Origin of the sequence: Bacteroides sp. MSK.20.82 (assembly GCF_019052485.1) — a bacterium.
GTDB classification, from domain to species: domain Bacteria; phylum Bacteroidota; class Bacteroidia; order Bacteroidales; family Bacteroidaceae; genus Bacteroides; species Bacteroides thetaiotaomicron.
Genome location: NZ_JAHQUN010000012.1, coordinates 89,547 through 106,734, shown reverse-complemented (window position 1 = coordinate 106,734; position 17,188 = coordinate 89,547). Strand labels below are relative to the sequence as shown.

Below are 17,188 nucleotides of genomic sequence, written 5' to 3'. Positions count from 1 at the left end.
AAGTATACTAAAACCTATTGAAACTACTTGGAATAAGAATATGGGAAGTCTGCCGGTTGGGTACCTCTTTGCTGATTCGGTACGCTGTCCATTGACAGATTCAGTTCTCCGCCCTGTTTCAGTTCATCATGCGTCAGATAGTTGCGTGTGAATTCTTGTCCATTCAACAGAGCTTTCCTTATGTATGGACGGTCTGCCGCATTATCTGCTGCTGAAACGACGAAGTTTTTCCCTTCGGGAAGATGCAGAGTTACCTTTTTAAATAACGGAGAACCTACCGCATATTCAGGCATTCCCGGACAAACCGGATAGAAACCCATAGCAGAAAATACATACCAAGCAGATGTCTGCCCGTTGTCCTCGTCGCCACAGTATCCTTTACTTCCGGAATTGTAGAGTTTATCCATAACATTACGGAGATGGTACTGTGTTTTCCAAGGCTGACCGATATAATCATACAAGTAAATGGCATGCTGCACCGGTTGATTGCCATGCGCATATTGTCCCATGTTTAAGGCAACCATCTCAGCTATTTCGTGGATAACGAAACCATAGGTTCCATAATTATAAGTGTTCGGGGCCACAAACATAGAGTCGAGACGGGCTACCATCGGTTCATGTCCGCCCATCAGTTCAGATAAACCTTCCGGATCGTGAAATACACTCCAAGTCCAGTGCCAGGAACTTCCTTCTGTGAAAGGACCGCCCCATTCCGTAGCATCAAAACGATCACGCCAATTGCCTTTGGCATCCTTAGTCCACATAAAACCATGTTCCGGATAATACAGATTGCGGTAATTCTGGGCTTTCTGATAATACTGGTCTGCGATATCCTGTTTACCCAGCGATTGCGCAAAGCGGGCGATACACCAGTCAGCATAAGCATATTCGAGTGTTTTGGCTGTAGCTTCGGGAACTTCCGGATAAGGTACATAACCGAGCTTATCATAATACTCGAAGCCGTCACGCCCTACAGAAGCTATTTCCGCATGACGGGCTTGTGTCTGATGAATCATCGCTTCCAGAGCTTTTTCGGCATCTACCGTTTGTATCCCCTTCATCCATGCATCGACTAATAAGGAAACAGAGTTATTGCCAATCATACAACCACGATGACCGGGACTCGCCCATTCGGGCATAAAGCCACTTTCATTATAAGCATTAATGATAGATTGCGTCACACGTTCCGAAACTTCCGGATATAGCAATGTGAATAACGGATGAACCGCACGGAACGTATCCCAGAAACCATTGTCAGTATACATATAACCATCATGCACGTTACCGTCATAAGGACTGTAATAAACAGGATTTCCTTGTGAATCAAACTCATAGAACTCACGTGGAAAAAGTAATGTACGATACAGGCAGGAATAGAAGGTACGAAGTTGTTCGTCTGTTCCTCCTTCCGCTTCTACACGTCCGAGATAGTTATTCCACTGTTCACGGGCTTTCCCGCTGATCAGTTGTACATCCGCATCAGCTACTTCACGATTAAAGTTGATGGCAGCCTGTTCGGGACTGATAAAAGAAGAGGCTGTACGTATGGTCAGCTTTTCACCTGCCGGAACATCAAATTTCAGATAGGCACAGGTATAATCGGCCGCTACATCGGTTTGATGGTGCAACAAAGTATCTCCATTGTAAGTACCGTATTCTATGACGGGATGACTGAATTCCATCATAAAGTAATTAGCGAAGTTATCCGGCACACCTCCGTTATTATAACGTGTCGCACCTTTTACCAACCGTTTTTCCGGTTCAATCGTTATTGAACTTCCTCCGTTGTATGCATCTACCACTACATACTGATCTTCCTTTTCGGGGAAAGAGACCTCGAATACAGCTCCGCGGGAAGTAGCAGAAAGAGACGTCTGCAATCCGTTATTGAATGTAACACTGTAGTTATAAGGAGTCGCTTTCTCCTGTTGATGTGAGAACGGAACCAGACGTTCTTTGTGACTCATTTTCAGTTCTCCGGCAAGCGGCATAATGGAAAATGTACCATAGTCATTTATCCAGGGACTAGGCTGATGTGTCTGCCGGAAACCGCGCATCAGACTGTCAGTATACGTATACATCCATCCGCTGCCATTCTCCCCCGTCTGCGGACTCCAGAAGTTCATCCCCCAAGGTACCGCCACAGCAGGATAAGTATTACCATGCGAAAACGCAAAAGTAGACTCGGTACCCATCAAAGGATTCACGTAGTCTACAAACTCTACCGTCTTCTTTGACTGCTGACACGAAGTGAGCAGAAAAGGAAAACAGATTGATAAGAAAAACAATCTTGTAACCATATCTATTATTATTTGCTTAAGTTTCACAAGCCTTCTGTATCACTTCTCCTGCCACGTTAAAACAGAGAAAACCATGCAGAAAGCCTGTGAAACTCAGGTTAATTAAAATACCTCACTCAGATACTTCTTCGTCTGTTCCGGACGCTGGCTCATACGCAAACGCCAGACTAATTCCTGCATATTTACTACTTCAAAACTATCGTTCAGATGTCCTGCACAAAGCTTTGCCGCTCCGGCTCCACGAATATCCCCGGACTGGTTCTCAATCAGCGGATCTTCCGTCTGTCCGTGATCGGAGAAATTACTCCATGCATGCACACATACGACAGAAAAACTTTCCTGCTGTGCTTCCTGTTTCAATCTTCCGGCAATATAGGCAGGGGTACCTTCACGTTCTGCATTCCGGTTTCCAAAATTCCACAAAGAGTATTTCACCGTAATGACCGGGATATCATACCCTGCTTTATTCGTTACCCAAATAACGTCTCCTTCACCTCCTGCATAAGGGCTATACTGAAGCGCTACGATACCTTCCAACTGGTCATTGGCATCTACATAAGCCTGAAATGCTTCTTTGGCAGCCTCTGATTTTACGTTCATAGCCATTACACCCAACAGTTTCACACGATGTTGACGCATATGAGCCGAAAGGCGTTCTGCCACGACTTTCAGATTCTTCGCCCGGTCGCCATTCTCGCTATAATTGTCTACGTAATAGTAACCGCCTCCCAGCATTTCCAAAATAGAGCAATTCGGTTTTTGCTGACTCAACAGATTATCGAATTGTGCCGGTGCCATCATCGGAAGCACTGAAGCAGCAATACCATACGTCATCCGTACTTCTTCCGACTCCGCCGCATTATAGAAATCTTTAAAGTCATTCATCATCCACTGAATATTGTCACCATCGGAAAGGAAGAAAGAAACGAAATTCTTTTTCTTTGTATAATCCAGAAACTGCGGATTCTTCACGCGAGCCAATGTCGATTTCTGACGTTGAGAATAAAGCAATGAAGTCAAGGAATGATTGTAACTCCAGTCACAAGGGATCATCGGATGACCGCTTTTGGAAACCAAATCGACAAAAGCATCTTCACTTACTCCCTGTTCCCATCCGTAGACAGGTGCATTCGGTTCCAGCCAGGCAAGGATTTCTTTCAGCAAAGCTGTGTTTTGTCCGGCTATCGAAGTTCCCTGACGCTTATTCAAGTTCAATACGAAAAGTTCATTCTTAATAGCAAACTCACGCAATTCACCGGTTTGTACAGGCATAATCACCAATGCTTTGTTGCTGCACTTGTCTTTGAACTCCGCCCATGCCTGTGCAGTAGTTTTGCTTCTTGCATCATATTTCATGGTATATCCTGCTTCTTCATAATATTCCTTGTCACGGACATCCACAATAATAGAATTATAAACATGAGAAGCAACAGATGCTACGACACCGCTCTCCGGATTATGCTCAATATCCGTCAATACATATCCGTCGAACATTCCTTTCAGCTGAATAGTCACTCCATCGGACGGACCATAATCATTACGTGCCAGTTCCAGTCCGCTCTGCATCCCCTGTTCGTGGATACCCATATCTTCGAGTGCCTGCTTAGACAGTTTATAGGAATCACTACCACCGTGATCGTGCAGCCAAACAGCTATTTCACTTGTTCCCTGTTCTACGGCACGATTAGCCAGACCGGCCAATGACTGACACATCAGGTGGTACTGTAATCCGCGTACTTTCTCTGTTTGTCCCAGCTCATTACGGCTGCCTACCGTTACGACTTCCACACAATTCCAGTATTTCTTCGGTTTCACCTTCATTTCCGGCATATAGTATTGACCCACATTACTGATCGGATCATAAGCATCTGTATAAAGGGACGTGTTGTTTTCTTCGTTCAATCCTTGATTGATTTCCGGCGATTCGTACACTTCACAGCTAGCCATTGTCAAGCTGAGCAACAGTGCAGCGCCACATATAGTCGTTTTCATAATTACTTCTTTCATTTGTTAGTTAACCATTAATCAATAACCTTCATTCTGAGATAATCCATCTACCTTGTTCCGTTCATCTTGTGGAATGGGTCGTACCAGATGGTTCTTGTTCAAATTATCATATTTCACCACAAACGGATTGTATGCGGGTACACGTGTCAGCAGTGTCTGAGTACGTTTCAAGTCAAACCAGCGGTCATGCTCTCCCATCAATTCACGGGCACGTTCATCCATGATAACATTTATATCCAGATCCGTCAACTTCATTGCTTCATAAGCGGTCGCATCTTTAGCGGCACGCTTACGTATACTGTTGATGCGTTCCAATGCCAGTTTCTTGTTTCCGGCACCCAGATAAGCCTCAGCACACAACAGATAGGTATCGCCCAAACGAAAAATGACATCTTCACGAGAACCGCCTTCGCCCCATTGTATCTTGGTATCGCTGAACTTACGTACCATCGGCATACGATCTGAAGCAGTTTCTAATACAGGAAGTGCCGTAGATTGCGGATACCACACATATTCATCGTCCTGCTTGAACGGATAAAACCTTTTCGCATTATTACTCATACCCGATTTATCGTTCCAACGGGGGAAATAGATTCCCAGCTTACCGTAATCAGCATTATCCGGATTGTTTATGTAATATTCACGTTTGAACGTCGCATCATAACGGGTATCCGCTTCCGGGTCTGTATAAAGCTCGTGCGCTTTCGGATTCACCCAGTATTTACGGGAAACACTAGAGTAATCATTCTGATTCTTAATGAACAGATCCGGCTCCAATGCTACAATATTAAATCCGAACTGTGCCTGTTGCGGATTTCCATCACCCCGATAGTTCTTATCCAGTCCATATTGAATCGCCCAGATTACTTCCGAATTAGCCTGATTGTTTTCATCGAACAAAGCAGCATAGTTTTCCTGCAAAGCATAACCGGAGGCCGGATTCTCTACCAGCAAATCAAATGTCGTTGCTGCATTGGAGAAGTCGTCTGTTTCAGCAAAGGATTTGTAAGCACGTGTCAGATACATTTTCCCTAAAAAGTGAATGACTGCGGCGTTCGTTACCTTTCCGGCAGAAATCGTGGTCATGTCCAGTTTATCCTTTATATCATTCAGTTCGGTAATGATGAAAGTGTAAATAGCCTGTTCACCGGTACGTTCCGCCTGCTGGATAACGCTTGTATTCTCTTCGGTGAGCAAAGGTACGGGACCGAATGTTTCTACCAGATAATAGTAAGCCATCGCCCGGAAAAAGCGGGCTTGTGCGGTCAGCGAAGTATAATCGTTTCCTGCAATATCCGGTGTGCAACGATTCAGCAAGATGTTACTTTCCTGCACAATCTTATAGAGTACTTTCCAATAATCGCCTACAATCGGAGCAGTGGAGTTGAAAGTCTTGTCATAGCCGTTAAACATACGTTCGGCAGGTTCTTCGGAAATAGCCATGTAGATATCAGTTCCGTAATACTGCAATTCGCCTGTATTGAAAACATTGCGGTAACGGGCATTGATATCTGTCAACAATTTCTTTTGTCCTTCTTTAGTATTATAGAAATCGTCCGTTACTGCCGAGGGGTTATAACTATCCAGAAAATCGGAGCATCCGCTTAGCAAACAGATTGCTAACAGTGCCAAATATTTAATTTGTTCTTTTACTCGTTTCATAAGGTTTCAAGCATTTAGAAGGTTAAATTCACTCCAAAAGTAAATGTCATCGGATAAAGCGACAAAGACTTATATACGTCTTCACCAATCGTTTCGGGATCCGGACCGAGATAGTCGGTGAAAGTAAACGGATTCTGCACATTGATGTAAGCACGTGCATTTTTCATCTTCATCTTCTTCATCCAGTTTTCCGGAAGGGTATATCCCAACGTGATATTCTGTATTTTCAGGAACGAACCGGAGATCTTACCTAATACCTGAGTATGGTAGGATTGCGCACCGATCTGCTGGTACTCATTACTGTGGTTTTCCGGAGTCCAGTACTTCACATTCAGTTTGTTCCAGTGTTCATTATCCCATGCGGTAAACATATAAGTGAAGTCATCATTGTAGACACCACCGATACGTGCATACATATAGAAAGACAAATCCCAGTTCTTGTAAGTAAAGGTATTGGTCATACCTGCTGTCCAGTCGGGTGACGGAGAACCGAGTACTTTATAGTCACGTTCATCAATCACATAGTTCTCGTCCAGATCGGCTACACGGATATGTCCCGGCACTTGTCCGTATTTAGCAGCCAGTTCCTTATCTTCCGTCTGCCAGATTCCTACCTTTTCCAGATCATAGATCACCTTCATCGGCTGACCGATGAACCAGCGGTTAGCCAAGTCATCCTTTTTATCACCGTAGAGGTCTACAATCTTATTACGGTTCAGAGAGAAAGTCAGATTTGTCTTCCATGTGAAGTCCTTCTTTGAGACGTTCACCGTGTTCAGACCTATTTCCACCCCTTTATTGGAGGACGTTCCTATATTCTCAAGGATAGAGCCATAACCGTTGAGGTTACCTACCGAACGGGCGAAAATCAAATCTTTTGTTGTACGGTTATACACATCAATCGTACCGTTGATACGGTTATTCAGGAAACCGAAATCAATACCGTAGTTCCACTCCGAAGTCATCTCCCAACGAAGGTCTTTGTTACCTTTGCGGTCGCCTAATCCGAAAGCATTTTCACCTTTACCTCCATAGATATAATGAGTCAGGTCCAGCTTTGTCCAGGTAATATCATGGTCAATACTGTTATTTCCCGATTTACCCCAGCTGACGCGGAGTTTCAGACTATTCAGCCAGTCTACGTTTTTCAGGAAATTCTCATTCTTCATCTGCCAGCCGACAGCTGCCGACGGCATAAATCCCCACTGATTGCCGGTAGCCAGACGGGAAGTTCCGTCATATCGTCCTGTTACAGTAAACAAGTACCGATCCATCAACGTATAGTTGACACGTCCCATGAAAGAAAGCATGGATGACTCCCAATAGTAACTCTTCACATCACGAATTTCTTCGGCTGTTTCGATCGCATGCCAGTCCGAGTTGTAAGGCAGACCGTCACCGCGCATTTCCGAACCCTTATGAGTTTCTTTCTGTACGCTATACAAACCGATAGCATTCAGACGATGAATATTCTTCCAGGTTTTATCATAAGTAATGATATTGTCCCATACCCAGTTCATATTCCGTCCTTCTTTCCGGTAAGCTTCCGGTGCATTGAGACCTCCTTTGGCTTGTGTCATCGTACCTACCCATTCTCCGTAAACGTCCGAATCATACTGAACCGCAATCTGCGATTTAAAGCTCAGTCCTTTGATCGGCTGATATTCCAGATAACCGGAGAAGTTGGTATAGTTTGCTTCTTTCTCTCTTTTATTATTTTCAATCTGAACAAATGGATTGATCTTGCTGGAAGTCGGCTGACAATTAAACAGGTAGCTTCCGTCCTTATCGTACGGGCTGACCGTAGGAGGCAGGAAGTATGCATTAATCAAAGCATCATTGGCTCCTTCATTCGTGTTATTCAAAGAAACATAACTGTTGATTCCTGTTTTGAACTTATCAGAGAAGCGATATTCCAATCCGATATTGGCAGTAATACGTTCAAAACTTTCATCGCCTACCATACCGTCGTCTTTCAAGTATCCCAAGCCGAATGAGAAAGAGAGTTTGTCCGTACCTCCGGTAGCGGAAACAGAATGACTGGTAGTCAATGCATTCTGCGACAGTTCACGCAACCAGTCATAGTATTCACCATGTTTGATACGGCGTTTCTCATCATCAGTCAGGAAGTCCGGACGGCTCAGTGAAGCATCACCATACTTCTTTTTCCACAAAGCGGTGCGATAGTCTACATATTCCAGTCCATTGCCCATGTTACCAATCATTTCAGGAATACGGGTAGGAGTCTTGAAACCAACGTAACCCGAATAGTCAATATTAAAGCCCTGACGCTTGTTAGCCCCTTTGGTAGTGATAATCACCACCCCGTTTGCACCCCGCGAACCGTAGATTGCACTGGAAGAGGCATCTTTCAAGATGTCGATAGATTCAATATCGGCAGAGTTCAGATGACGCATTCCCGTTTGAGAAGGTACTCCGTCGATCACATACAAAGGTTCATTCGAGAAATTGAACGAGTTGATACCGCGAATCTCTATTTTCGTATCCGAACCGGGACGATTGGAAGTCTTGTTCACAAGTACACCACCGACACGTCCGTTCAGTGTTTCAGTGACATCGGTAGTCACCAGTTTACTTAACTCCTTGCTGGTAACGGATTGGATAGAACCTGTCAAATCTTTCTTTTCTACCGTACCATAACCAATAACGACTACTTCATTCAACTGCTTGGAATCATCTTTCAACTGAATGGTAAGGTTCGACTGATTCTGATTTACAGTCAGTTCTTGCGTCACGTATCCTATAAAAGAAACAGCAATCGTTTTTCCTTTCGGAACCTGAAGACTAAAATTACCATCCAAGTCAGTCACCGTACCGGTAGACATTCCTACCACCTGAACGCTGGCTCCGGGCAACGGTTCTTTTAAAGCGTCTACTACCACACCTTTTACTGTAAGCACCTGCTGTGCCTGCACACTTACCCATCCGCACATCAGAAGCAGCAGGCAGAGGAAAGCCTTTATTTTTATCGTATTATTTTTCATACTCTTCGTCTGTTTATTAAGGTTAGTTCTCAACTTTAAACCATTTGTAGTTACCTACAATTTTCGCAACGTGTTTTCCTGTCTTATCCGGAATGTTGGTAACGTCTTCGGCCACTGTCGTGAAATCCCATGCACATACCAGTCCGCTTTCTGTTCCCGTCACATCCGAGTTCATCAGCGTTTTTACTTCATTCGCCGATTTCGCAGTACTCCACATACGGAATTTCTTAATAAATCCGGTCATACAGCGTGAGTTGTCAGTCGGTTCCTGGAATGCCCACATATTCTGGTTACGGGTATTAGGCATATAATTCTGTAATACTCCTGCATCATTCTTCACATCATTTGTCTTACTGAAGAATAATTCACCATTGACATACATCTTCAACTGTCCTTCAGACAAGGTGTTATCCCACACCGTCACGACATGATTCCATTTACCAAAATTATCAGGATAAGCGCGGCCTTCTTCCAATACGCGGCCTTCCTGTGGTCCCATACCGATCGTTGTACGAAGATTTGAACCTAAGAAGTTGATCATCCATCCTTCATTCGGCTGCTTACCGTCAAAAGTAGAGAGGAAACTGCCAATTCCCGACTCAAAGAAACCGGCATCATACTTCACCCAGCTTTCTACGGTGAAAGTATTACCACCACCATAAGCAGGATCGGAACCAAATTCAATACGCCCTTTACCGTCAATACCGAATACCTTTAATTCGGCAGGCGTACCCGGTTGCAATGTCTGTTGATAGGAATCCTGAAATTCGGCAATCGCTTTTTCGGCGGCTATACAGTAGTTATCTATTTCATACTGTAGAACAAAGTAGCCTGCCATACCTTTAGAAATACCTGTTTGCAATTCTTCGACAGCTTTTTGCAGGTTCTGGGCATTTGCCAATGGGAAAGTACCGTCACTTGTACCGATCTTTGCGGTATCAAGCATGTTTGTCATGTCGGTCAGATGCGTGTACATACATTCAAGTGCAATAGGCCGCACCGAATCGCCGTTATCGCTCTTGCACGAGCTGATACACCAAACCAACAAACTGAATAAACAAAGTTTCATAAAGAATCTTGTTTTCATACGTATTAGGTTTTTAAATAAAACAATAAGTAAATAACATCGCTGCAAACATAATGTAGCGAGGTTAAGCAACTTATTAGTGATGGGTTAATAACGGATTAATAAGCGAATAAATATCATTAACCGATATGTTTTTATCGATGAAAAGGAGGATTTTTGCTCATCAGCTCTGCATAAGAAGTAGAATATTCTTCATTCATCATTTGCCTGTACTCACGCACAAACAGGGAATATTGCAGAATCGCTTCTTGTGACGAACCTGTATGGTTAAGGGCATGCATACCATAGGCCAGTGCCAGCTCATTAACCGGATCAACCCGGAAAAGCACATTACAGAAACGAATGACGGCATCATACTTATGCTGCTGATACAGACGTTCGATTTCCAGTGGCAGGAAGGAAGACAAGAACTCTTCTACTTTTTGCTTGAAGTGATCCATCATCCCTGCATCCATACCATCAAGGAATTTGCCACGCATTAATAAAATGCCGAGTTCATTCTCCACCTCTTCAGCATTCTTCAAGGTGCGGAAACGGAAATAATCACAATAACAGTCAGTAAACACCAGTCTGAAATATCCCTTGTCGTGTACAAGTTCCACTCCATCCAGTTCAGCCAGATTTTTACGAATCTGATTGATCGTTACCCCTTTCAGGTTTTTCACCTTGTCGTCGGGTTTATCGGCCCAGAAAACCTCATTCAAGGAGGCAGATAATACTCCATTATGGGTACTATGAAGCAAGATATAGATGAAAACCTGCCGTAAACGGGAACTGAACAAATGAGTAATATCCCGCCCATTCCGGTCAATTACCGTAAAAGGACCGAATAAATAAACTGCATTCGGACGAACGATGGATGATTCAAAATCTTCTTTTGCAGGCATTTCTTTTCCCAGTACACTTTTATCCGGTTCTCTTCCGACAGGTGGTGACATGAGCACAGAAGATGATTCCGGAACCGCATTTCTTTGTTTTCCCCTCTTTCTCCTGACAAACAGCACACCTCCGACAAGCAATAATACTCCTATTCCTGCCATTATCCATAACCAACGAATCTCCAGAGAAGACCTGGAGCCGTAAGAACGGATTTCATCCAGAGAAACCGGAGGGGCGGACAACACATAAGTCCGAATCACCGTATGCCCCTTCTTGTCAAATTCTGTGGTTGTACAGTAATACTCATGCGTCAATGAATTATAGTAAAGGTTAGCATTCGTCATAATCTCTTCCGAACGCATCGGGATGGAATCTCCCAAAGCCTTCATCGTTCCATCATCAACCGTCAAGCGATAAAGTTGCAGATAGGTATCCGAAAGATATTCCGGATAACACAGGGCATAGATATACTTCTCATCAGGTGTCAGTATCATATCACGGGCGACGACCAAACGATGATCCGAAGCGTTCTGCCACAAACGTCGCACAGACTGCTGCTTTCTGTCAAGCAGATAAAGATCGTGAAGATAATTTCGGCCTACACTCTGCTCACCCGATTCATTTCCCATCCCGCCAAAGACATAGATACGCTCCCGGTTCTTATTGACTACCATACCCGAGAAATAACGGGGGATAATCCGGTCGCCGGAATAAGAAAGGGTATCCCAACGGTCGGCCTCGATATCATATTCGAGGAATGTATTATTAAAACGCTTATTACCAAAACCGCCAAAAACGAGATACTTTCCGGTTGTTTCATCCCAAAAGCCGTCATGATGGTGCAACTGTACCGGCAAGGCTGCTACTCCGGTCTGTTTCCACTCCTGATTATTCAGATCGAGCGCCGCTACCGTAGCATCCCCCAACGGCAGGTTATTCAATTCATAAACATAAAGTTTACCATCCGTTGTATTCATGAAATGAGTAGCCAACTGCAATTTTACGGGTAGTTTGTTGCTATAAGAATACTTTTGTGGCTGACGTTTCAACAGATTATAAGTAAGAAGTGAATCCTGGCTGAAAATAATCAGTCGCTGACTGTCCGGCTCAAAAGTGATTCCCGAAGGAGTCTGAAAAGAATACTCAAAAAGTTTCTCCCAATGATAAGAACCGTTGATGAGCCACACCGGATTGACAACCGTACCCAAAACCTTCCCTGTAGAAGTATGCACTTCTTCCCCTTCATTTTCATTCAGAGGGAAAGTATATGAATGACTTCTATCACCTTCCAGCTTCAGATTGCGGATGGCAAAAGTGGGCATATCCAAAATATAATCATAACGTCCGAAGAAGAGGTGCGGACAAAAAGTATCTTTCAATCCTAAAGAAGTAATCTTCTTTTCGTTATCTCCGATACGAATCGTAAGTACGTCCTGTTGCAAATCGAATGCAAAAGACACAGGAATCCATTGATAAGCCAGTGCATCATTGCGCAGATTTAAAGAATAATGATTCTCTTTTCCGTCGGTATTAAACTTGAATGTACTGTTCTCACCATCCAGATAAGTATACGTAAAGCTATATTTAGTTTTCCCCTGATCTTCCTTCAGCAGAAAAACATATCCAAAAGTATCAAAATCGCGAATAGAAAGTTCAAAGCTCAACTGAAAGTTTTTCGTAAAACAAGGTATCTCCCCTTCCTGAAATATCTGAAGAGAAGTCCTTTCTTTAATTTCTTTATCATTAGCCTGAAACAACAATCCTTGCGAATAAGCAAACAGAGTCATTCCAGTCAGTAGGAATAAGAGGCAAAGCCTACGTCGTATCATAGTCTTTCGATTTATTATCACAAATATACAGGATTATTTTAAATAACCGCCTAAGCAGATGAAAATCACCTTTGTCGGTACCCTACAGTTCCGGCTGTTTCTTTCTTTAATCCGCACCTTTTTCTATCACCCAGCCATTTCCTTCCGCCCATATACTTACCTGATATCTTCTCCTGTTACCGTGTATAAATAAGACAGTCAACCACTTCTTATGCTTCATCGTCTAATATATATTTAAGTTAGCAACGTGCAAAAGTAAGAAAAGAAATAGATACCATCCATGATAGAATGCAAATTAATAAGTAACTTTGCAGAAAATTGAATCAGTACAGACTATGTGGATACTTATTATAAGTTTGGTGTTGCTAGGTATCATCGCATTGATAGCCGGTTATATCCGCAACAAAAGACTGCAACAGAAAATAGAAAAAGGTGAACTGGACCGTATGCCGGAAGTGAAAGAAGCAGATATAGAATGCTGCGGACAACACGAAGTGTGCGAGAAAGATAGTTTGCTTGCCGCCGTAAGCAAAAAAATTGAATATTACGATGACGAAGAACTGGATCAGTTCATCGGAAAGGAAGCAAATGCGTATACTGACGAAGAAACAAACCAATTCAGGGATGTGTTATATACCATGCAGGACATTGATGTCGCAGGCTGGGTACGTAGTTTGCAACTACGGGGTATCGAGTTGCCGGATGACCTCAAAGATGAAGTCTTTCTGATTATCGGAGAGAGAAGGAATGGGGAGAGGTAATAGGTATTAAGTAATAAGTATTAGGAGGGCGTTGAAGTTGTTTTTATTGATGGACGGCATTATTCTTGCTTTGATTTTTAATTTTCAATCTTTAATCTTTAATTAAAAAGTGGATCTACTTCGATATACATTCTTCCAACACGCTTTGCTGGGCAGCTTACTGGCAAGCATTGCCTGCGGGATTATCGGTACTTACATTGTTACCCGCCGTCTGGTATTTATCAGTGGAGGAATCACGCACGCCTCTTTCGGAGGGATAGGACTGGGACTGTTTGCGGGAATTTCTCCCATACTCTCAGCCGCCGTCTTCTCTGTATTGTCCGCATTCGGTGTCGAGTGGCTGAGCCGGCGGAAAGATATGCGTGAAGATTCTGCGATTGCCGTATTCTGGACGCTGGGAATGGCTTTGGGAATCATGTTCAGTTTCCTGTCACCGGGATTTGCTCCGGACCTGTCAGCTTATCTTTTCGGTAATATCCTGACCATCAATCAGGCGGACTTGTGGATGCTGGGCATATTGGCTCTGATATTAACCGGATTCTTTTATCTGTTTATCCGTCCTATCGTATATATTGCATTCGACCGCGAGTTTGCCCGTTCGCAAAAGATTCCGGTAGAGATATTCGAATATGTGCTGATGATGTTTATTGCGTTGACCATCGTCGCTTGTCTGCGTATGGTAGGCATCGTTCTCGCAATATCGCTACTCACCATTCCGCAAATGACGGCCAACCTCTTTACCTACAGTTTCAAGAAAATCATCTGGCTGTCCATCGGTATCGGTTTTCTGGGATGTCTGGGTGGTCTGTTTATTTCTTACCACTGGAAAGTCCCTTCGGGCGCTTCGATTATATTCTTCTCTATTCTGATTTATGCCATTTGCAAGATCGGAAAGAGTTGTTGCAAGAAACAGTCATAATAATAGAATAGTATATGGAAATCAAGATTCAATCACTGGAAAGTATCCATGAGGCAGCCCGGGAATTTATCGCTGCTATGGGTGATAACACCGTTTTCGCTTTATATGGTAAAATGGGAGCCGGCAAAACGACCTTCGTCAAAGCTCTTTGCGAGGAATTAGGTGTATCAGACGTTATCAGTTCTCCTACTTTCGCTATCGTTAATGAATATCGTTCGGACGAAACCGGAGAATTGATTTATCACTTCGATTTTTACCGCATCAAAAAGCTAAGTGAAGTATATGACATGGGATACGAAGACTATTTCTACAGCGGCGCCCTTTGCTTTATCGAATGGCCGGAACTGGTAGAAGAATTACTGCCGGGAGATGCCGTAAAAGTGACGATTGAAGAACTGGAAGACGGAAGCAGAGTGATCAGACTATGACCGGACAATACATCGTACAAGGAATTTTTGCGCTAGCGGGAATCACTTCCCTGCTAGCTTCCTTACTGAACTGGAACTGGTTCTTCACCACACGCAATGCACAGACAATCGTCCGGAATGTAGGCCGCGGCAGAGCGCGGCTCTTTTACGGCATACTGGGAGTCATTATAATAGGAATGGCTGTATTCTTCTTTATAGAAACACGGAAGGCAATTCTATAATAAGCTATTTTTCAAAGAAATGCGCTTGTTATCTTCCCGTTTTTTACTATTTTTGTAGAGAAAGGAGTATGTAATTATGAAAACAACGAATGAATACCTTACAAAAATCCGCCAATTCAAGCAACAGTGTGCCGAGAAATATGGAATTATTTCTATCGGTATCTTTGGTTCTGTTGCCCGTGGTGAACAACACGAAGGAAGTGATTTAGATGTTTTCGTAGAATTGAAAGAACCCGATCCTTTCGTGATGTTCGATATTAAAGAAGAACTGGAGCATATCTGTAATTGCAAAATAGATCTCCTCCGTTTACGCAAAAACCTTCGTTCACTCATATCCCAAAGAATAGAAAAAGATGGAATCTACGCTTAAAGAGGAAATTCTAGATAAGTTTCTTCAATTATCAGAATCAATCTCTATCATTGAAGACAGATGCAAGAATATACAGAATGTAGACGATTTCTTGTTATCCCCTTGGGGAATGACTGTTTTGGATGCCTGCATTATGCGAATACAGGTAATCGGAGAAACAATTAAGGCTATTGATGATAAAACCCAAAGATCATTTTTCAAAGATTATCCACAAGTTCCATGGGCAAAAGTTATTGGACTCAGAAATATTATTTCCCATGAATATGCCAACATTGACTATGAGATTATATGGGTAGTCATAACAAAGCACCTTCCTCCTTTAAAAGAAACAGTAGAAAATATTATTAAAGACTTATCATAGCAGTTGCCGTGATTTCATCTCCAGATATTTATTGATTACGTCAATCGACAGATTTTCGGGTGTCGTCAGCAGAGAGTAAATGCCATGCTGCTTTAATGTAGAAACGATCAGTCGCTTCTCAAAAGCAAACTTTTCGGCAATCACGTGCCGGTAATAATCTTCCGTATCCCTCGCCGGACTTTCGATGTACGCTTTCAAATCAGCATCCTCAAAGAAAACCACCAGCAAACGATGTTGACGGTTGAGCTGCTGCAAGTAAGCCAACTGGCGATTCATACTGCTGATACTGGCAAAGTTGGTATACAGAACCAAAAAGCTACGCTTATTGACGTGCTTGTTCAGATGCACACAAAGAGCCGAGAAGTCCGTTTCACCAAAAGTAGTCTGCTGGCTATATAGCTTTTCAAGCAGCGTCTGCATATGTCCGGGCTGCTTGGAAGCCGGAACGAACGTATCAAAATGCTCGTCAAAAGTCACCAACCCCGCTTTATCCTCCTTCCGCATCGCCACATACGAAAGCACCAGCGAAGCATTAATCGCATAATCGAGCAAAGTCATTCCCCGAAAAGCCTGCTGCATCACCCTGCCTTTATCTATCACACTGTAAATCTGCTGAGAACGTTCGTCCTGATAGACATTTACCATCAGTTCATGCCGGCGGGCGCTCGCTTTCCAGTTGATAGTCCGGTAGTCGTCTCCCTTTACATATTCCTTGATCTGCTCAAATTCCGTTTGATGGCCTACCCGGCGGATACGCTTGATACCCAGTTCGGTAAGGTTATCACTCATTGCCAGCAATTCGTATCGGTGAAGCATCAGATAGGAAGGATATACCTTGATATCCTGCGGCTGTCCACAAGTGTACCGACGGGAAAGCAGCCCGATCTTGTCGGTCACAAATACACGGATTTGCCCGTAAGAATATACTCCGCGACGGGTCGGACGAAGATGGTAACTGATTGTTTTCCCCTCATTCGGCTGAAGGGTGGTCCGGAAACAGACATCCCGATTCTGGAAGATAAAAGGTATTTCATCTATGATCTCCAGAGAGAGCGGACGCGAATAAGTACTTTCGACACGAATGCTCACTTCATTGTCATCGCCATTGGAGAAACGGTCGGAACATTGACGGAATGCCTGAATCCCCTGGGTACGGTAGAGAATATATCCGTCTGCCGATACCAACACGAATAAGGCAAAAAGCGCCCACTGCCCGATGACAAAAAACGGAGCAAACAGATATCCGCTACCCAATAAGAGGATAACCAGAATAAGGGCAATATAGAAACGACGGGTTAAGTACAATTTCAGGTTCTGAGTTTTGAGTTTTAAGTTTTGAGTTACGAATTATAGAGATTC

The 17,188-nt window shown here is 43.4% G+C and carries 13 protein-coding genes; 6 read left to right on the top strand and 7 right to left on the bottom strand.

All coding sequences use genetic code 11. From position 1 onward, the window contains the following. Positions 1-23: 23 nt before the first annotated feature. The 6 genes from KTR07_RS13235 to KTR07_RS13210 all read right to left on the bottom strand — a co-directional run bounded on the left by KTR07_RS13235 (position 24) and on the right by KTR07_RS13210 (position 12,769). Complete coding sequence (locus tag KTR07_RS13235; RefSeq protein ID WP_008763980.1) at positions 24-2,300, bottom strand: GH92 family glycosyl hydrolase; 2,277 nt, start codon at positions 2,298-2,300, stop codon at positions 24-26. A gap of 102 nt (positions 2,301-2,402) precedes the next feature. Beyond that, complete coding sequence (locus tag KTR07_RS13230) at positions 2,403-4,292, bottom strand: GxGYxYP domain-containing protein (RefSeq protein ID WP_224200475.1); 1,890 nt, start codon at positions 4,290-4,292, stop codon at positions 2,403-2,405. Between the two features lie 33 nt (positions 4,293-4,325). Beyond that, entirely contained in the window at positions 4,326-5,969 is a 1,644-nt protein-coding gene (locus tag KTR07_RS13225) for a RagB/SusD family nutrient uptake outer membrane protein (protein ID WP_008763982.1), read from the bottom strand. Positions 5,970-5,983: 14 nt separating this feature from the next. Then, entirely contained in the window at positions 5,984-8,974 is a 2,991-nt protein-coding gene (locus tag KTR07_RS13220; RefSeq protein WP_008763983.1) for a TonB-dependent receptor, read from the bottom strand. 22 nt (positions 8,975-8,996) lie between these two features. Beyond that, the gene (locus KTR07_RS13215; protein WP_008763984.1) at positions 8,997-10,061 is read right to left on the bottom strand and encodes a LamG domain-containing protein; all 1,065 of its coding nucleotides are present in this window, start codon (positions 10,059-10,061) and stop codon (positions 8,997-8,999) included. 134 nt (positions 10,062-10,195) lie between these two features. After that, the gene (locus tag KTR07_RS13210; RefSeq protein WP_008763985.1) at positions 10,196-12,769 is read right to left on the bottom strand and encodes a kelch repeat-containing protein; all 2,574 of its coding nucleotides are present in this window, start codon (positions 12,767-12,769) and stop codon (positions 10,196-10,198) included. A gap of 335 nt (positions 12,770-13,104) precedes the next feature. On the opposite strand from KTR07_RS13210, the gene KTR07_RS13205 reads away from it, so the two are divergent. From KTR07_RS13205 to KTR07_RS13180, 6 genes are all read left to right on the top strand, one after another. Beyond that, on the top strand, positions 13,105-13,530 hold the full coding sequence (locus tag KTR07_RS13205; protein ID WP_008763987.1) for a hypothetical protein: 426 nt from the start codon (positions 13,105-13,107) through the stop codon (positions 13,528-13,530). A gap of 109 nt (positions 13,531-13,639) precedes the next feature. Continuing rightward, positions 13,640-14,449 (top strand): metal ABC transporter permease, encoded by an 810-nt coding sequence (locus tag KTR07_RS13200; RefSeq protein ID WP_008763988.1) that lies wholly within the window; start codon positions 13,640-13,642, stop codon positions 14,447-14,449. A gap of 14 nt (positions 14,450-14,463) precedes the next feature. Further along, on the top strand, positions 14,464-14,877 hold the full coding sequence (tsaE, locus tag KTR07_RS13195) for a tRNA (adenosine(37)-N6)-threonylcarbamoyltransferase complex ATPase subunit type 1 TsaE (protein WP_008759702.1): 414 nt from the start codon (positions 14,464-14,466) through the stop codon (positions 14,875-14,877). Continuing rightward, positions 14,874-15,098 carry an immunity 17 family protein gene (locus KTR07_RS13190; protein WP_008759701.1) on the top strand — a complete coding sequence of 75 codons (225 nt, stop codon included), beginning with the start codon at positions 14,874-14,876 and terminating at the stop codon, positions 15,096-15,098. The genes tsaE and KTR07_RS13190 overlap by 4 nt, the downstream gene beginning before the upstream one ends. Positions 15,099-15,174: 76 nt before the next feature. Then, a complete protein-coding gene (locus tag KTR07_RS13185) occupies positions 15,175-15,468 on the top strand; it encodes a nucleotidyltransferase family protein (protein ID WP_008759700.1) in 294 nt (97 codons plus the stop codon). Beyond that, positions 15,452-15,829: a DUF86 domain-containing protein gene (locus KTR07_RS13180; protein ID WP_008759699.1), complete on the top strand. Its 378-nt coding sequence runs from the start codon at positions 15,452-15,454 to the stop codon at positions 15,827-15,829. Before KTR07_RS13185 ends, KTR07_RS13180 begins: the two co-directional genes overlap by 17 nt. Here the strand turns inward: KTR07_RS13180 and KTR07_RS13175 are convergent. Continuing rightward, a complete protein-coding gene (locus KTR07_RS13175) occupies positions 15,824-17,134 on the bottom strand; it encodes a DUF58 domain-containing protein (protein ID WP_008763989.1) in 1,311 nt (436 codons plus the stop codon). The genes KTR07_RS13180 and KTR07_RS13175 overlap by 6 nt on opposite strands. Positions 17,135-17,188 lie beyond the last annotated feature (54 nt).